This window comes from Pseudomonas sp. Pme6b, assembly GCF_058129925.1.
In genome coordinates this window covers 3,598,756-3,615,754 of the sequence record NZ_CM176704.1, presented here as the reverse complement: position 1 = coordinate 3,615,754, position 16,999 = coordinate 3,598,756, and the positions used below count along the sequence as shown (strand labels likewise).

At 59.4% G+C, this 16,999-nt stretch carries 13 protein-coding genes, 1 tRNA gene and 2 pseudogenes; 8 read left to right on the top strand and 8 right to left on the bottom strand.

The genetic code is table 11. The annotated features are described in order from the left end of the window. The first annotated feature begins 515 nt into the window (after nucleotides 1-515). From AC4ANE_RS16330 to AC4ANE_RS16310, 5 genes are read left to right on the top strand one after another with little or no spacing between them, the layout of a single operon-like run. A complete protein-coding gene (locus AC4ANE_RS16330) occupies nucleotides 516-3,032 on the top strand; it encodes a TonB-dependent receptor (RefSeq protein ID WP_031596676.1) in 2,517 nt (838 codons plus the stop codon). A 37-nt stretch (nucleotides 3,033-3,069) separates the two neighbouring features. Continuing rightward, a complete protein-coding gene (locus AC4ANE_RS16325) occupies nucleotides 3,070-4,998 on the top strand; it encodes a phytase (protein ID WP_460408407.1) in 1,929 nt (642 codons plus the stop codon). A 55-nt stretch (nucleotides 4,999-5,053) separates the two neighbouring features. Continuing rightward, nucleotides 5,054-5,764 carry a protein TolQ gene (gene tolQ, locus AC4ANE_RS16320; protein ID WP_004658021.1) on the top strand — a complete coding sequence of 237 codons (711 nt, stop codon included), beginning with the start codon at nucleotides 5,054-5,056 and terminating at the stop codon, nucleotides 5,762-5,764. Nucleotides 5,765-5,773: 9 nt separating this feature from the next. Beyond that, complete coding sequence (tolR, locus tag AC4ANE_RS16315; protein WP_031596674.1) at nucleotides 5,774-6,220, top strand: protein TolR; 447 nt, start codon at nucleotides 5,774-5,776, stop codon at nucleotides 6,218-6,220. Further along, nucleotides 6,217-7,059 carry an energy transducer TonB gene (locus AC4ANE_RS16310; protein WP_031596673.1) on the top strand — a complete coding sequence of 281 codons (843 nt, stop codon included), beginning with the start codon at nucleotides 6,217-6,219 and terminating at the stop codon, nucleotides 7,057-7,059. Before tolR ends, AC4ANE_RS16310 begins: the two co-directional genes overlap by 4 nt. A gap of 41 nt (nucleotides 7,060-7,100) precedes the next feature. On the opposite strand, the gene AC4ANE_RS16305 is transcribed toward AC4ANE_RS16310, so the two are convergent. The 4 genes and pseudogenes from AC4ANE_RS16305 to AC4ANE_RS16290 all read right to left on the bottom strand — a co-directional run bounded on the left by AC4ANE_RS16305 (nucleotide 7,101) and on the right by AC4ANE_RS16290 (nucleotide 9,104). Then, nucleotides 7,101-7,808 (bottom strand): methyl-accepting chemotaxis protein, encoded by a 708-nt coding sequence (locus tag AC4ANE_RS16305; RefSeq protein ID WP_460409000.1) that lies wholly within the window; start codon nucleotides 7,806-7,808, stop codon nucleotides 7,101-7,103. Between the two features lie 201 nt (nucleotides 7,809-8,009). Then, a pseudogene (locus AC4ANE_RS16300) lies at nucleotides 8,010-8,093 on the bottom strand (hypothetical protein); the annotation flags it as partial. Beyond that, nucleotides 8,093-8,530 carry a hypothetical protein gene (locus tag AC4ANE_RS16295; protein ID WP_489981739.1) on the bottom strand — a complete coding sequence of 146 codons (438 nt, stop codon included), beginning with the start codon at nucleotides 8,528-8,530 and terminating at the stop codon, nucleotides 8,093-8,095. The gene AC4ANE_RS16295 and the pseudogene AC4ANE_RS16300, both read right to left, overlap by 1 nt. Next, complete coding sequence (locus tag AC4ANE_RS16290; protein WP_404940500.1) at nucleotides 8,484-9,104, bottom strand: hypothetical protein; 621 nt, start codon at nucleotides 9,102-9,104, stop codon at nucleotides 8,484-8,486. Before AC4ANE_RS16290 ends, AC4ANE_RS16295 begins: the two co-directional genes overlap by 47 nt. Before the next feature lie 245 nt (nucleotides 9,105-9,349). Here AC4ANE_RS16290 and AC4ANE_RS16285 point away from each other — a divergent pair. Further along, nucleotides 9,350-9,425: transfer RNA gene (locus tag AC4ANE_RS16285), tRNA-Asn, on the top strand. Nucleotides 9,426-9,592: 167 nt separating this feature from the next. Here the strand turns inward: AC4ANE_RS16285 and AC4ANE_RS16280 are convergent. Both AC4ANE_RS16280 and mapR read right to left on the bottom strand, forming a co-directional pair. Then, a complete protein-coding gene (locus AC4ANE_RS16280) occupies nucleotides 9,593-10,006 on the bottom strand; it encodes a helix-turn-helix domain-containing protein (protein ID WP_080718939.1) in 414 nt (137 codons plus the stop codon). Nucleotides 10,007-10,422: 416 nt separating this feature from the next. Further along, nucleotides 10,423-11,832, bottom strand: a complete 1,410-nt coding sequence (mapR, locus tag AC4ANE_RS16275) for a GntR family transcriptional regulator MpaR (protein ID WP_460408405.1) — start codon at nucleotides 11,830-11,832, stop codon at nucleotides 10,423-10,425. A gap of 389 nt (nucleotides 11,833-12,221) precedes the next feature. Here mapR and AC4ANE_RS16270 point away from each other — a divergent pair, with 389 nt between their 5' ends. Further along, a complete protein-coding gene (locus AC4ANE_RS16270; RefSeq protein ID WP_031596665.1) occupies nucleotides 12,222-13,709 on the top strand; it encodes a SulP family inorganic anion transporter in 1,488 nt (495 codons plus the stop codon). Between the two features lie 23 nt (nucleotides 13,710-13,732). Here AC4ANE_RS16270 and AC4ANE_RS16265 read toward each other — a convergent pair. Together AC4ANE_RS16265 and AC4ANE_RS16260 are read right to left on the bottom strand one after the other, a co-directional pair. Beyond that, a pseudogene (locus AC4ANE_RS16265) lies at nucleotides 13,733-14,908 on the bottom strand (sensor histidine kinase). A gap of 5 nt (nucleotides 14,909-14,913) precedes the next feature. Continuing rightward, entirely contained in the window at nucleotides 14,914-15,603 is a 690-nt protein-coding gene (locus AC4ANE_RS16260) for a response regulator (RefSeq protein ID WP_004665612.1), read from the bottom strand. Between the two features lie 98 nt (nucleotides 15,604-15,701). Here AC4ANE_RS16260 and AC4ANE_RS16255 point away from each other — a divergent pair, with 98 nt between their 5' ends. Continuing rightward, a complete protein-coding gene (locus tag AC4ANE_RS16255) occupies nucleotides 15,702-16,982 on the top strand; it encodes a TolC family protein (protein WP_031596664.1) in 1,281 nt (426 codons plus the stop codon). Nucleotides 16,983-16,999 lie beyond the last annotated feature (17 nt).

The following is a 16,999-nucleotide window of genomic DNA, read 5'->3' as shown; positions in this document are numbered from 1 at the left end:
GGCTCCCGAGCTGCTGGTTATCGGCCAGCAGAACAGATGTACATGACACTTCGGTGACGGGTAACGCGGACCGCTAAAGGTCGAATCAGCTCACGTGTGTTGCAGGTTTTTTCTACGCGCCTGACTGCCACCCGGCTGGTTCGCCTGCCAAACGCATGCGGTTCGTGACGCTTTGCGTCACAAGTCTCCGGAGCAGCACAATGTCATGATGCGTCTGCAGGAGGTCGCCATACGTGCTTCTCGATCACGGTGGCACTGGCGACGCGGAGCGTCACGAACTCCATTCCAACGCAGAGCGTTGGAAAGAGAGTCATACGCACATCGGCTTTTGATTCCGGCCAGCCCCGCCTGAAAGTCAAATCAGCTCATTTGCCTGCCAAATCACCCTCAAACCCGCTGTTTCCAGCCCCTGCGCCCGTTACCTGTCACAGAACCGTCACTGCGCGGCTCTAGCTTGCGCCTCCAGTTGCCGGGTCATTTGCCTGGCCTGTCGGGATTATGGGGGAGGACTTAACATGCACAGGCGTCGCAGCAGGGCTCAACTGGTCGGCTTCACACTCAGCGCGCTGGCATTTGCCATTGCCAGCGAACGTTTACAGGCGGCCGAAGCCGATACCACCGAGCACGTGCAAGTGGTCGGGCAGGCGGCGAGTATCGACAACGCGCTCAAGGAGCAACGCAGCTCCGACAACATCAAGAGCGTGGTGCATGCCGACGGTGTTGCGCAGTTACCGGACCAGAACGTCGCCGAAGCAGTGCAACGCATGCCGGGCGTCAGCGTCGAGCGCGATCAGGGCGAGGGGCGCTTTGTCACCGTCAGGGGACTGGCGCCTGACCTCAACAGCGTGACCATCAACGGCACGCTGGTGCCTGCCCCGGAAAGTGGCCGACGCGCCGTAGCGCTGGATGTGCTGCCTGCCGAACTGGTGCAGTCACTGTCAGTGATCAAAACCCTGACCCCGGACATGGACGCCAACTCGCTGGGCGGTACAGTCGATGTCGAAAGCCTCTCTGCCTTCGACCACAAAGGGCTGTTCTACACCGGCAGCAGCGAAGCCAGCTACGACAAGAACACCCACCAGACCAGCCCCAAGTTTTCTGGCGCGGCGAGCAATCGTTTCAGCCTTGGCGACGGCATCGACAACTTCGGTGTGGCGGCAGCACTGAGCTGGCAGAAGCGTGATTTCGGCTCCGACAACGTCGAGACCGGCGGAGACTGGGACGGCTCGCGACTGCAATCGTTTGAACAACGCGACTACGACATCAGCCGCGAGCGCACCGGGGGTGGTCTTAACTTCGATTACAAACCCGATGACCTCAGCAAATACTACCTGCGCACCCTGTACAGCCGTTTCAAGGATGATGAGGTGCGCACCACCAACGGTTTCGAATTTGCCAATGCCCAGAGCGCAGGGCAGACCGGCGATGCCGAGGGCACGCGCAAGCTCAAGGCGCGCACCGAAACTCAGGAAATCCAGTCCTACGTGTTCGGTGGCGAACGTATGGTCGGCCTGTGGACGCTCAGCGGCCAGGCCGGTTACAGCGAGTCCAGTGAAGACAGCCCTAGCCATATTGCCGGGGCCACATTCGTGGGCAACGATGATTTTGCCGACACCGGTTTCTACGACCGCGACAAGCCAAGGCCCATCGTCGATCCCTCGTTCTACGACAATTCGAACTTTACTCTGGACAAGGTCGACCGGGAAAAGCAGTACACCAAAGACACCGAGAAGAACGTGCGCCTCGACCTGGCCCGCGATTACGACTTCAAGGGCTATGCCTCGCAGTTCAAGTTTGGCGGCAAGGTCAGCCGACGCGACAAAAGCAACGATCTGGAAGTCTGGAAATACGACGATTTCGATGATCAGGGTTTCAGCGATCAGCAACTCAACCTGACACAGTTCCAGAAAGGCACCATCGACTATCGACTGGGCAATTTCGGCAGCGGTATCAGTCCCACTGCGGTCAAGGGCCTGATCGGCGGCCTGAACGCCGCCGACGCCTACGACGCGTCGGAAAGCCGGGCCAATGACTTCAAGATCAACGAAGACATCAATGCCGGTTACTTCATGAATACGCTGGATGTCGATAAATGGCGCTTCATCGCCGGTCTACGTTACGAGGGCACGGAGATGGACGCCAAAGGAACTGGCGTGCGCGATGGGGCATTCGAGTCCAGTACCACCAACCGCCGCTATCACCACTGGTTACCAGGTCTGCATGCCCGTTATCAGATCGACAAGAGAACCCAGTTGCGCGCCGCCTGGACCAAAACCGTGGTGCGCCCGACGTTCGGGCAACTGGCGCCGGGCTTTGTGATCGACGATGACGAAGCCTCTTTCGGTAACCCGAATCTGAAGCCGCTGGAGTCGAGCAACCTTGACCTGGGCATCGAACACTTCATGGGCCGAGCGGGGACGGTGTCGGCGTTCGTGTTCTACAAGGACATCCAGAATTTCGTCTACAACACCGACCTGGCGGGCACCGGGCAGTGGGCGAACTTCTCCGAAGCCAACACCTACGCCAACGGCGACAAGGCCAAGCTCTATGGCCTGGAGCTGGCCTATTCGCAAAAGCTCGACTGGCTGCCATCGCCATGGAACGGTCTGCTGCTGGGCGCCAACGCCACGTTGAGCCGTTCCGACGCCAGCATCAACGGTTTCGACCAGAGCACCGGCACCAACCGCAAGCGCGACATCGACCTGCCCAGCCAGTCGAAAACCGTCGGTAACGTCATGCTCGGCTGGGAGAACGACAAGCTGAGTCTGCGTCTGTCCGCCAACTACAAATCGGCCTATCTCTACGAGTTGGCGTCGATCGGCGACAAGGACCACGACCAGTACGTGGATGCGCAGACTTTCGTCGATTTCAGCGCCCGCTATTCACTGACCAAGAACCTCAAGGTCAGCTTCGAGGCGCAGAACCTCACCGATCAGCCGTATTTCGTCTACAGCGGTCATCGCGCCTACAACGGCCAGTACGAAGAATACGGCCCGACCTACAAAGTCGGCCTGACCTTCACTCACTTCTGATCGACCTGACGCGCTCATTCAAAGGATTCAACCGTTCATGATCATTTCGTTATCACCCAAGCCAGCGTGCCTGGCGCTACTGCTTTGTCTTGCGGTCGGGGCTGCGCACGCTTCGCCGCCGATGGACCTGAACCTGACACGCTGGGCTGAAAATGCTTCGTTCAAGGCTCAATCGGCGAGCTTTCTGCCGGGCAGTGACGGCACCCGCCGCCTGGCCGCGAGCGTCAAGGCCGGTCTGTTGCTGCTGGATGAGCAGGGCCGCGAGCTGGCGAAAATGCCGGGGTCGTTCCAAGGGCTCGACAGCCGTACTAAAGGCTCAAGTGTGCTCATTGCAACGCTGGATAATGCCCGCCAGCAGGCCATGCTGACCCAGCTCGATCCGACCGGAGCACACTGGTCAAAGCCGGTATATCTGCCCGCACGCGATTATTCAGTGGCCGGTCTGTGCCTGTACCGCGATGACGCCAGCAACCTGTTTGTGTTTCTGGTGGGCGAGGAGGGCAAGGGCGAACAATGGCTGATTGGCGCAGATAATCGACTGAACGACGCGCCACGCCTGGTGCGCAACCTGCCGCTACCACCCAAAGCCGAGTTTTGTCAGGTCGATGACGCTGCGCACAGGTTGTTCGTCAATGAACAAAACATCGGTTGGTGGGCTTATTCGGCGCACCCCGAGGCTGAGGTCGCGCGTCAGCCTGTGGCTCTGCGCGAACCGTTTGGCGATTTGAAACAGGCGGCGGGGGCAATGGCCATTGTTCCGGGCGGTTTGCTGGCGCTGGACCCGAAAGGCAAGGCGTTGCATCTCTATCAGCAGCAGGATTCGCTGGAGAGCTGGACGCCGGTGGCCGATCTGTCGCTGATGAGCCTGAAAAAGCCGGAAGGGCTTTCTGTGCGTGAGAGCAAGAACAGCTTGCAGGTGTTGGTTAACGACAATGACGGCGAGCGCCTGTATCAGGGGGAACTGAGCTGGTCGCCCAAACCGGTGAATAACGCCAAGCCGTTGCCGACTGTCATGGCGGCGAGTCAGAGCCAGCCGGTCGGGCGTCAGGGTGACGCCGCCGACGACCCGGCCATTTGGGTCCACCCGAAAAATCCGGCGCTCAGTCGCGTGTTGGGCACCAACAAAAAGCAGGGCCTGCTGGCTTATGACCTGACTGGCAAGCAGCTGCAGGAATTACCGGTAGGCCGCCTGAACAACGTCGATCTACGCCCAGGCTTCATGCTCGGCAAGAAGAATGTCGATCTGGCGGTAGCCAGTAACCGGGATCACAACAGCCTGAGCCTGTTCAGCATCGACCGGACCAGCGGCGTCATTCGTGAAGCGGGAGAGATCCCCACACCATTGGCGGAAATCTATGGCGTCTGCCTGTTCAAACCTGCCAGTGGCGAGCTATACGCCTTCGCCAACGGTAAAGACGGCAGCTTTCTCCAGTATCGGCTCAGCGCGTCCGACGGTAAGGCAAAAGGCGAGCTGGTACGCCGCTTCAAGGTCGACACCCAGCCGGAAGGCTGCGTGGCCGATGACCAGCGTCAACGCCTGTTTCTCGGTGAAGAGGACGTTGGCGTCTGGGAAGTCGATGCGCGCGCCGATCAGCCTGCGACGCTTTCCAGTGTGATCAAGGTGGGCGAGGCGGTGCATGCCGATGTCGAGGGGCTGGCGCTGTATCAGAGTGACAAGCACGACTATCTGGTGATCTCCAGTCAGGGCAACGACAGCTACGTGGTGGTCGATGCCGAGCCGCCTTACGCACTGCGCGGCGCTTTTCGGGTCGGTCTCAACGCGAACGCGGGGATTGACGGTACCTCGGAAACCGACGGCATCGAAGTGACCTCCATGAACCTCGGCGGCCCTTGGAGCAAAGGCATGCTGGTGGTGCAGGACGGGCGCAAACGCATGCCCGAGCAGGCGCAGAACTTCAAGTTCTTACCGTGGGCCGAGGTGGTGAAAACCTTGAAGCTGCCGTAAGTCGTTTGTCATCAAGCGGTGCTAATCATTCGTTCCATTACAGAGGACTACCACGATGCACGCCACCCTCGAACACATGACTATCTGGGGCCTGATCAGCGATGCCAGCCTGCTGGTCAAGGCCGTGATGCTGATTCTGTTACTCGCTTCGCTGGTCAGCTGGTACCTGATCATCCAGCGCAGTCTTGCGCTGGGCCATTACGAGCGGACACTGGATGCGTTTCAGCAGCGCTTTCGCGCTGAAGCCGAGCTGGCACCACTGTACGCCGAAAGCCGTTCGGCTCAAGAGGGCGCTGACGGTATCGAGCGCGTCTTCAACGCCGGTTATGCCGAGTACGTGCAACTCAAGCCACGTCCCGGCATCGAGCCTGACGTGGTGCTGTCAGGCGTCGAACGCGCATTGCAGGTCGCCATCAGCGAGCAGGAGCTGCAACTGGAAAAAGGCCTGCAGTTTCTCGCCACGGTTGGCTCGGTCAGCCCCTACATCGGCCTGTTCGGCACGGTCTGGGGGATCATGAATTCCTTCATCGGCCTGTCTCAAGTGCAGCAGGCCACACTGTCGACGGTCGCGCCGGGTATTGCCGAAGCTTTGATTGCCACGGCCATCGGCCTGTTCGCCGCCATTCCTGCCGTTATCGCCTACAACCGCTTTGCCGCGCGTGGCCAGACGCTCACGGCCCGTTACTACAGCTTCGGCAATGAACTGCAGGTGCGCCTGAACCGCACCCTGCAAGGCCTGACCCGCAACATGGCCGCTGCGGCCTGAGGACTTGTCATGCTGGTCAAACCGCAACGCAAACATGGCCCGAAAGCCGAAATGAATGTCGTGCCCTATATCGACGTGATGCTGGTGCTGCTGGTGATTTTCATGGTCACGGCACCGATGCTGACCCAAGGGGTGAAAATCGAGTTACCCAAAGTCGCCAGCGAAGCACTCGCCAGCGATACCCGGCAGCGCATCGTGACCCTGTCCGTCAAGGCGCAGGGCGGCTACTACTGGAACCTGGGCGACACGGTCGATACTCAGGCGCAGACCGATAAGGCTGCGAGCCTTGAAGACATGCAGGAGCGCATTGCCCGACTGGTTGCCGAGCGCAAGGACACGCAAGTGTTCATCCGTGCCGATGACAAGGCTGATTATGGCCGGGTAGTCGCCGCCATGGCGGCGCTGCAACGCAGTGGCGTAACGCAATTGGGCTTGGTGACCGAGGCCCCGCAATGAACACCCTGGCCCTCGATTACCACCCGCCGCGCCGCGAATGGGTGAATGGGCCCTGGCTGCGCAGCAATGGCCTGGCCGCTGCCATCGCGCTGGCATTGCATGGCGTGCTGCTGGGCGGTCTTATGTTCGGCTGGAGCCCGCACGAAGCACCGCCCGCACAGAGCAGAACCCTGACCACGCAATTAGTGATTTTGCCGCCAGCGCCTGAGCCGGTTCCAGTCGCCGCTGCGCCGGTTGTCGAGCCTTTTCAGCTGCCGCCACCTGCACCGGCCTCGCTGCCGATCACCCAGCCGGTAGAAGCTGCAAAACCGCAGGCAGAGCCGCAGCGCCAGGTCGAACAGGCGGCGTTGGCACGCAAGCGCGTTGATGAGCAAAAGCGTGAGCGCGAACAGCAACAGAGCGTTCAGCGCCTGCACGAAGCCGAGCAGCAAAAGCGCCAGGAACAGCAGCGGCTGGCCGAACAGCAACGTCAGCAGGTTGAGCAACAACGTCAGGCCGAACAGGCGCGTCAGTCTGCCGAGCGCGCCCGCCAGGCGCAGCAATCAGCACAACAGCAGGCCGCCGCTGACAGCAGCCAGTATCAGCCACTCAGCAAGGAGGCTCCGGACTATCCCGAACGGGCTCTGGACAAAGGCATCGAGGGTGATTGCACGGTGGTCTACGACGTGTCGCCGCAAGGCACGGTGGTCAACCCGCAAGTGCAGGGTGCGTGCCATCCATTGTTCATCCGTCCGTCACTGGCCGCAGCGCAAACCTTTCGTTATCAGCCACGGGTTGTCGAGGGCAGGGCAGTGACCGTGTCCGGGGTGAAGAATACTTTCCACTACCGGATCAAATAGACAGCGGGCCTGACGCAAGCTGCGGCAGGCCCGCACAGGTTTTAACTGACCTTGAAGCGCCGTACCAGCGCAATCAGGCGAGTGTTGGACTCGGAAAGGGCAGCGGTGCTGCGTTCGTTACTGGAGCCGCCTTCGACCAGCTCTTCGACGATGTGCCGAACGGCAATGATGTTACGGCTGATTTCCTCTGACACCGCGCTTTGCTCCTCGGCCGCTGTGGCGATTTGCGTGCTCAGGTCGTTGATCTGCAGAACCGAGCGAGTCATGTCGTCCAGGCCGCTTGTTACGGCAGTGGTTTTGCCTGCCGTGGTCTGGCAACTCTGGCGGGTTTTTTCCATCGCGGCTACTGCTGCGCTGACGCCTTGTTGCAGGCTGCCGAGCATTTCGTTGATCTCCGACGTGCTGGCCTGGGTGCGAGCGGCGAGGGCGCGCACCTCATCGGCCACGACCGCAAAGCCACGACCCTGTTCGCCGGCGCGCGCGGCTTCAATGGCGGCGTTAAGTGCGAGCAGGTTGGTCTGCCCGGCGATTTCGCCAATCACCGCCAGCACCGCGTTGATGCGCTTGGCGTCCTGCTCCATCGACTGCACTTTGCTGGTGGCCGAATCGACCTCGCTGATCAGTGCATTCACGCTGTCAGAAGCGTCCGCAACAACGGTTTTCGATACCTGAGCGTTCTCGTTGGCCGACTGCGTGAAGCTTGCGGTCTGCGCCGCGCTGCGGGCCACTTCGTCCGCGGTGGAGGACATCTCGGTGATCGCAGTAACGGCCTGATCGGTTTCGTTGGCGTGGCGGATCAGAATGGCACTGGTAACGCCCGCCTGACTGCGCAGTTGTTCGATACCGCTGGCAATCTCGCTGGTGGAACTGCTGACGTCGAGCATCATGCGTTGCAGGTAGGCAATGAAGTTGTTGACCGACTCACCCACCTGATCCACTTCATCGTGCCCTTTGACGGCAATGCGCCGGGTGAGATCGGCGTCACCGGCCGACAGCGTGTCGATGTTGGTTTTGAGCACGCCCAGACGGTTCATCAGCGTGCGCAACGCAACGCAACGATCATCAGCACCAGCAGCACCAGAACCATCGGGATCTGCAGCCAGGCCAGGGTCTTGAGGACGGTTTCGCTCTGGCTTTTCAGCAGATCGGTGTTTTGCGAAACGGCCAGCAACCAGGGCGTTCCAGCAACCGGCATCAGAAACAGGGTTGACTCCTCGCCATCGCTGTTCTGGTAAGTCAGACGCGAGGTGCCAGTACCTTTGACGGCGAGTGCCGACTTGATGCCATTGATGAACGGCGATTGCGCCGCCAGTTCGGAGACGTTGCGCAGCACGATCTTGTCGCTGCTGCCCGGCACGTTGGACAGAATCTTGCCATCGGCCTCAATGATCATGATCCGGCCATGGACTTCCTGCTCTTTGGCTTCAACCAGCTTGTTGAAGAAGCCCAGCGTCACGTCGATGGTAGACACGCCCCAAGGCTGTCCGTCCTTGGTAATGGCCATGGCGCAGTTGGTGCGCGGTTCCGGGCTGGCGGCATCCTGATAGGCGGGCGCCCAAGGCGCATTGGCCAGCAGGGGAGTTCAAGCCGCCTTTGTGCCAGCCCTGTTCGAAATAGTTGAGCGACTCAGGCGAGTTCCAATGGGTGTTGACGATCAATTTTCCCGACGCATCGCGATGGTAGAAGGTGCTGTGCTTGGCACGACCGGGCGTGCGCACGTTCGGCAAAGGCCAGATCCCGCCGCCGAATACCTTGGCTTCGCCGTACTGGTTGACCATGAACGGCAGCAAGCGGTCGATATCGTCACTGGACAGCTGCGGCACCAGCTCGGTGATCACCCGCGCCTGCGCCTGTACGCGCGCCAACTCGGTCTTGATCTCATCGCTGATGTCTGCCGCCTTGGCGGTCAGCATGTTTTCATCGTTGGCCGTAAGCCTGGGGGACACGAACTGACCGATGCCATAAACCGTCAGAACAACGACCAGCGCCATGAATCCTACGAAGGTTGCGGTGTAGCGAGCTTGTACTGTCTTGAGCGAGGCCATTTTTTTGTTATACCTGATCCGTAGGAAAGGAATTACCTGACTCAGGTGTCGACCGGGATAGATATTTCTTGATGTGACAAAAGTGCCAACTTCAGTACGATCGGCTGCGTCCAGCGTCGCGCAAGGCACTAGAGGTATTCTCCCGTGGGTCATCAGGAACAACCGATATCGCGCAAGCCGCAACGCAGAAAATTTTTCAGTCCCTCGCTTGACTTCCTTTTCCTAATCAGTAACATAGCGCTCATTCCGCGATAGCTCAGTTGGTAGAGCAAGTGACTGTTAATCACTGGGTCCCTGGTTCGAGTCCAGGTCGTGGAGCCAGACAAGGTTTCAGAGAAGACTTTAAAAATCTTTGAAACACCGAAAACCCGCCTTCTGGCGGGTTTTTTAGTTTTAGCGCCGAGCACTGGCAACGCGACAATTCATGGACTTGGCAAAGAAAACACCTTGAGTAGTTTTTAAATCGCCTCCAGTACCAGAAATGAATCTTACGTCTGCACCGAACGCGTCGTTGATCCGCTCGCATCGGAGGACTGCGCTTTAGACCTGCGCTTGTAATCCGCAGGCGTCATCCCGGTAAGTTGAATGAAAGCCCGTCGGAACGAGGTATCCTCGTTGTAGCCGCACTTGAGTGCCACTTTTTTAATGCTGGCTCCCGGTGTCTGGAGGAGGACGCAAGCCGTTTCTATCCTCACTCGGGTAATGAGCTCTTCAGGCGACTCATTGGTTAATTTCTTGAATTGTCGATGCATTGTCCGCTCGCTCAGATCCAACATTTTGGCGAGCTCTTCAGCCGTCAGCCCGGGTCTGGCATGGCGAATGATTTGCTCGGTTTCCAGAAGCAGCGGATCAGCACTATTTATAAAACCGCGGGGTGCATAAACCAGTTGAGGCAGTGACAAGACTAGACGGGTAAATCGGCAAGGGTATATGAGGAAGACTAATTAATCGGCTGCTGAACGAGTTTCGAGCAGATTTTCGCGCCAATGCGCAGCATGGGCGCGATAGTCATCAGGACGTGTGTATAACCGTGAGCGATGAGTATCACGGCGATAATCAATGCTCAATACGGCGAAATAGTCCCCAGCAAACCCACCGCTATCGCCAGCAACAAAAAACCTATCAATGAAAGTCCGAGCTTGCCCATGAGCGTCTCCTGCTGATCGATCTGTCTGTAACGAGTCGCAGGTTCCGGTCTATGACGGTTGTCCTGCGCGTTTTAATGCGTGGCCATTATCCTGCGCAGGCAGATTCTGGTACAGATTCAGAAATAGCTTAAAAATACGGATCAGTTGTACGTGGGCCGAACGTAAACACTTCAGAACGACGCGATGATTCGTCCAAGCATCGCCATGGCCTGCTCGCTGCGTTCATCCCAGGGCGTGCCGTAGTTCAGGCGTGCGCAATTCTTGAAGCGCTGCGAGGCCGAGAAGATCGGGCCGGGTGCCAGGCTGATGCCTTGGGCCAGGGCCATCTGGAACACCTGCAGCGAGTCCACTTGCTCGGGGAATTCGAACCACAGAAAGTACCCGCCAGCGGGGCGGGTGACGCGTGTCGCTGTCGGGAAATAACGAGCGGCAGCGGCCAGCATCGCGCCCTGTTGCAGTTCGAGGGTGTCGCGCAATTTGCGCAGGTGCCGGTCGTAGCCGCCATGTTTGAGGTAGTCGGCAATCGCTGCCTGGGCGGGGACAGAGGGTGAAATGGTGGTCATCAGTTTCAGCCGATTGATCTGTTCGGTATAACGCCCGCCTGCCACCCAGCCGACACGGTAGCCGGGGGCCAGGGTCTTGGAAAACGAGCTGCAGTGCATCACCAGCCCGCTGTGATCCAGGCTTTTGACCGGATGGGGTGCATTGGCGCCGTAATACAGCTCGGCGTACACATCGTCCTCGATCAGCGGGATCTGCTGTCGTTCCAGCAGGTTGTAGAGCCTGATTTTTTTCGCCTGGGTCATGCTCGCGCCCAGCGGGTTCTGGAAGCTGCTCATGAACCAGCAGGCTTTGATCGGCAGGCGTGTCAGGCTGTCCTGCAAAGAGTCCAGATCCACGCCGTCACGCGGATGCACGGGGATTTCGACGGCTTTTAGCTTGAGCCGCTCCAGCACCTGAAGGCAGGCATAGAACGCAGGTGCTTCGATGGCGACCAGGTCGCCGGGCTCGGTAACGCATTGCAGGCACAGATTCAGGCCTTCCATCGCGCCGTTGGTGATCACCAGTTCGTCGGCGGGCAGGCGCACGCCACTGATCATGTAGCGCAGAGCAATCTGTCGGCGCAGTTCAGAGTTCCCGGTGGTCATGTCGCTGACAATGCCCGCTGGCGTCATCGCCCGCACCGCTGAAGACATCGACTTGGCCAGGCGCGGCAATGGGTAAAGGTTCGGGCTGGGAAATGCCGAGCCGAAAGGGACGGTGTCCGGGTTCTTGAGCGAGCCAAGCACGGAAAAAATCAGGTCGCTGACGCCCAGCTCGGTGCCTTCGCTGGTGTGCCTGACCAGTTCAGGCTCTGTCAGCGCATTGGCAGCATGCTCGCGCACGTAATACCCGGAGCGTGCACGAGCCTGAATCAGGCCTTTGTCTTCCAGCAGGTAATACGCCTTGAAGACGGTGGCGGGGCTCACCGAATAGGTGCGACTGGCAACCCTGACGGAGGGGACTTTCTCGCCTGCTGGCAACACGCCGCTGCGAATCATTTCCGAAATGTCGGCGGCGAATTTTTCGTAGCGTTTCATAGAAGGCATCGGGGCAAATAATGCCTGCATCATGAGTGAAAACAGCCCTTGCAAACAGGAGCAAGTTATCCTGGAAAAAGCATATGAGCTGCGCGGTGTCGCTGTCGGGCTAGCCTCTGCGTCTTGAAACCCTTAAACGGATGGGGCTATGATAATCGCGTCGTGCGACCCATCGAAGGAATCACTCTTGTCCCGTTCCAGCTGGCTGCCTACGCCGCCTTAGCGCTTCGCCCCCTCGCCACACCTGACTGCCACTGACTGCGGTCGCCTGTCGCTGTGTCCGTTTTACGGTCGCCGCCACCTCCATCACTACTCATTCGAAAACCGATGCACACGTACGTCCGGCATTCGCTGCTGCGCGTCCTGCTGTGCTCGACACAGGTATTTCCATGCTCGAAAAAATCAAAGCTACGTGGTTTTCCAACGTCCGGGCCGATGTTCTGGCCGGGCTTGTCGTTGCACTGGCCCTGATTCCAGAGGCTATCGCGTTCTCCATCATCACGGGGGTAGACCCGAAAGTCGGGCTTTACGCCTCGTTCTGTATCTGTGTGGTCATTGCTTTCGTGGGCGGCCGCCCGGCGATGATTTCCGCCGCCACAGGTGCGATGGCACTGCTGATGGTGAACCTGGTGAAAGAGCACGGTCTTCAGTATTTGCTGGCGGCCACTTTGTTGTGCGGCGTGTTGCAGATCATCGCCGGGTACTTGCGCCTCGGAGAGCTGATGCTCTTTGTTTCACGATCAGTGGTGACCGGCTTTGTGAACGCGCTGGCGATTCTGATTTTCATGGCCCAACTGCCGGAACTGACCCATGCGACCTGGCCGGTCTATGCCATGACGGCGGCGGGCCTGGCAATTATCTATCTGTTCCCGTGCGTGCAGTTGCTGGGCAAGCTGCTGCCGTCGCCGCTGGTGTGCATTCTGCTGCTCACGGCAATGTCCATTTACATGGGCCTTGATGTACGAACAGTTGGTGATATGGGCGCGATGCCTGACAGTCTGCCGGTGTTCATGTGGCCGGACGTTGCGCTGAATCTCGACACGCTGTTGATCATCCTGCCGTACTCCGCGGCTTTGGCGGTGGTGGGCCTGCTTGAGTCGATGATGACCGCAACCATTGTCGACGATCTGACCGATACCACCAGCGACAGGAATCGTGAGTGCAGAGGGCAGGGCATTGCCAATATTGCCAGTGGCCTGATCGGTGGCATGGCCGGTTGCGCGATGATCGGCCAATCAATGATCAACGTGAAGTCGGGGGGCAGAACACGACTCTCGACCCTCAGCGCGGGCTTGCTGCTGTTGATCATGATGCTGTTTCTGGGCGACTGGCTGGCGCGTATTCCGATGGCGGCGCTGGTGGCGGTGATGATCATGGTGTCGATAAGTACGTTCAGCTGGGAGTCGATCCGCAACCTTAAACAGTACCCGCTCTCGACCAATATCGTGATGGTCGTGACGGTGATCATGGTGGTAGCCACCCATAACCTCGCCTATGGCGTGCTGGTGGGGTCCCTGCTGGCCGCGATGTTCTTTGCCAGCAAGATCGCCCGTTATCTCGACGTCACTTCGCAACGCGACCCCGAGCACAGCCACCGCACTTATTACGTGACCGGTCAGGTGTTTTTTGCTTCTGCCGAGCGCTTCATGGCGTCCTTCGACCTGCGCGAAAACGTCGAAACACTCGCCATTGATCTGCGCGAGGCGCATTTCTGGGACATCACTGCGGTTGCCGCGCTGGACAAGGTGGTGCTCAAGCTGAGGAGGGCGGGTATCAGTGTGGACGTTGTAGGTATGAACCGGGCGACGGCCACGCTGGTGGATCGGTTTGGCGTGCACGACAAACCGGACGCTATCGATTCGTTGATGGGGCATTGATCCGCAGGTTCGGGTCAGCAGGATCAGGCCGGGATTTCCAGGCGGATCACCGACCCGCCGCCAGGCCTGTTGCGCACCCCGATAGTGCCGTCATGCTCGAGGCAAATAGCCCGGGCGATGGACAGGCCAAGGCCGCTGCCTCCCGAATAGCGCGCCCGCGAACGTTCGGCGCGCCAGAAACGGTCGAACACCTGCTCAAGGTTTTCCGAGCCGAAGCCGGGCCCGCGGTCGGAGACGGTCAGTTCCATGCTCCGTGCGCGGGCCCTGCCGACAATCAGCAGTTCACCGCCCATCGCCGAGTAGCGCAGCGCATTATCGACGAGAATATTGACCACTTGGCCGATCCGGTCACGGTCGGCGTTGACGGTCAGTCGTTGGGGGATGTCGATCGTCACGACAACGCCCGCTTGATCGAGCTGTGCGGCAAACCAGCTCAGGCGTTCGGCCACCAGTTTCTCAAGGGAAAATACCGTCTTGTCCAGGGTCAGCTGGCCAGCGCTGGCCAGCGAGAGAAGGTGCAGATCGCTCACCAGTTTGTTCAACTGGTTGAGCTGGCGGTGGACCATTTCCAGTTGTGCCAGATCGCGCGGGAACACTTCATCGATCATGCCCTGAATGCGCCCCATGGCCGCGTTCAGTGGCGTGCGCAGTTAATGGGCGATCATCGCGCTGGACTCGCTGACCTCCAGTTCGTAACGGCCTAGCTGGGTGGTCATGGTATTGAAGTCGCTGACCAGCGCCTGTAGCTCGTCCGGGTCTTTGTCGCTCATGGGCAGGCGCGTCTTGAAGTCGCCCTGGGCGACCTGACGTGCGCCTCTGGCAATCGAAGAGAACTGGCTGGAAAGCGGGCGGGAGAACAAAAAGCCGAAAAAGATGATGATAGGGATGGCCATCATCACCAGCGCTGCCAATACCCACCATTCCTTGTTGGCGATGCCCGGCAGCAGGTTTTCGATCGGGTAATACTCGAAGAACAGCTCGCGAAGCTTGACCATGTCCATGGCAGGTTCGGCCTGCAATCGTATGAACTCCGTGCGCACATCGGCTGGCATTGCCTGCAGTGTGAGCCAGTCAGACACTGTGACGTGCAGCCACATGCAGAACGCGATCACGATGACCGCACCGACCGCCAGCATGCTCATGCGCATGCCGACCCAGTGCCATAAAGGTTTCTGCCGGTGTCTGAAAAAACGTCGCATGAGGCTCACCTGAATCGATAGCCGACAGAGCGGACTGTCACCAGCACATTATCCACGCCGTGAATTTCGAGTTTGCGACGCAGATTGTGCACGTGCGCATCGACAACCCTGGCCAGCGCCTCGCTGTCGGGCAGGCAGATTTCCAGCAATTCTTCGCGGGTGAAGGCTTTGGAGGGTGTTTTCAGCAAGGTCGAAAGGATCTTGAACTCGGTGGGTGTCAGGTCGAGCAGTGTGTCTGTGCCGTCGTGTCCTTCAATGATGGCGGTGACTGCATTCAGGTCCACCAGCAGGTTCTGGTAACGCAAATGGCGGTCGTTACTGGCGTTCTGCTGGGAGCGGCGCAGCACCGCGTGCACACGGGCCACCACTTCCTTGGGGTTGTAGGGTTTGACCACGTAATCGTCAGCCCCGTAGCGCAATGCGCCGAGCTTTTCCGGTTCGTCGCCCATGGCCGTGACCATGATCACCGGTGTGTCGCTGCAACGGCGCACTGCCGACAGCACGTCCGTACCACTGACCAGCGGCAGCATGACGTCCAGCAGAATCAGGTCGGGTTTCCACTGGCGATGCATATCGATACCGCGCTGCCCGTTTTCGGCCAGCCCTACGCTGAACCCGTCACGACGCAGATAAGCCTCGAGAATGCTGGCGCTGTCGGCATCGTCTTCGACGATCAGAATGCGTTTTCCTGACACAAGAATGCCTCTTGATCAAATCTTGATAATTCACGAACGGTTTATTGAAAGTCGACGTTCAGGATTGCGTCCAGAGCCCACTGTCGCGGACAGATCCTATGCTGATGAGTACACCGCTGTCCAAGCGTATCCGCAACCTCGGATGCTGTTGCCTGGCTATGCTGCTGAGCCTGGTTTTTTCGGGTTGCTCATTGATTCCCGAGTATCAGCGCCCGGCCTTGCCGGTTCCTGCAGACCAGTTGTCTGCTGTCGTCCCGGCCGGTGATGCGTCCATTGCCATCGCGCTGACCGCTGACGAAGAAGCGCTGGCTGCCGAGCTGTCGCCAAAGGGTGAACTGCGGGTTCTGCTGCAATCAGCCCTGACGTTCAATCGCGATTTTCGCGTGGCGGTGCTGAGAGTGGATGAAGCCAGGGCGATGCGCGGCATAACCCGTGCCGATCGTTTCCCGACGATTGCAGCAGGCGTCCAGCGTAACCGTCAACACTTCGATAATGCGGCTGCCGATGAGCGTTACGGCCAGGACCTTTCCATCGCATCGGTGGGCGTCTCGGACTTTGAGCTGGATTTTTTTGGGCGCGTGCGCAGCCTGTCCGAGGCCGCGCGGCATGATTATCTGGCCAGCACGTATGGCCAGCAGGCGGCGCGCAGTGCGCTGGTTGCCGAAGTGGCTCGCGCCTGGCTGGCCGAGCGTCTGGCCGCCGCCGTGCAGCAGGATGCGCAGACCGTTCATGATGCCCGGCTGATGCTGGTAAAGGCGGCCGAAGAGCAGCAGCGCCAGGGTGCCATTTCACTCGACGATCTGATGGCGCAGCGCCTTGATACCTTGACTGCACAGCAACAGGTGCAGGATGCGCTAAGCGATCACGCGAATGCTTCCCAGGCTTTGCTGCTGCTCACCGGCTACTCGGCAGTGTTGCCAGCCACCACGCCGGATACGCCGGCGCTGACCGCCGCGCTGGTCGAGACCCCGGCCTGGCTGTTCTCCCCGCAACTGAACCTGCCGTTGTTCGACGGAGGGCGTAATCAGGCCAACCTGGATCTGGCGCATGTGCGCCAGCAGATCGCGGTCGCCGAGTATGAAAAAGCCATTCAGAACGCCTTCCGTGAAATGGCCGGTGTGCTGACCCGTCGTCAGCAGGCCCTGGGCCATGTCCGCAACGAGATAGAGCGCGTAGCGCTGGTCCAGGAAAAAGTGCGCCGCCTGTCCTTCGAACTCAATGCCGGTGCTACCGAACGCACGGCATTGCTGGGCTCCACCATCCGTATCGCCGAAGCCGATGCAGCCGGTCGCAAGTCACTCGATGAGCTGCAACAAAACCGGATCGACCTGTTTCGAGTGCTTCGCGGCGCAGAACCGACAACCCCACCTCAATCCTGAATGAAACCGGAGTATCA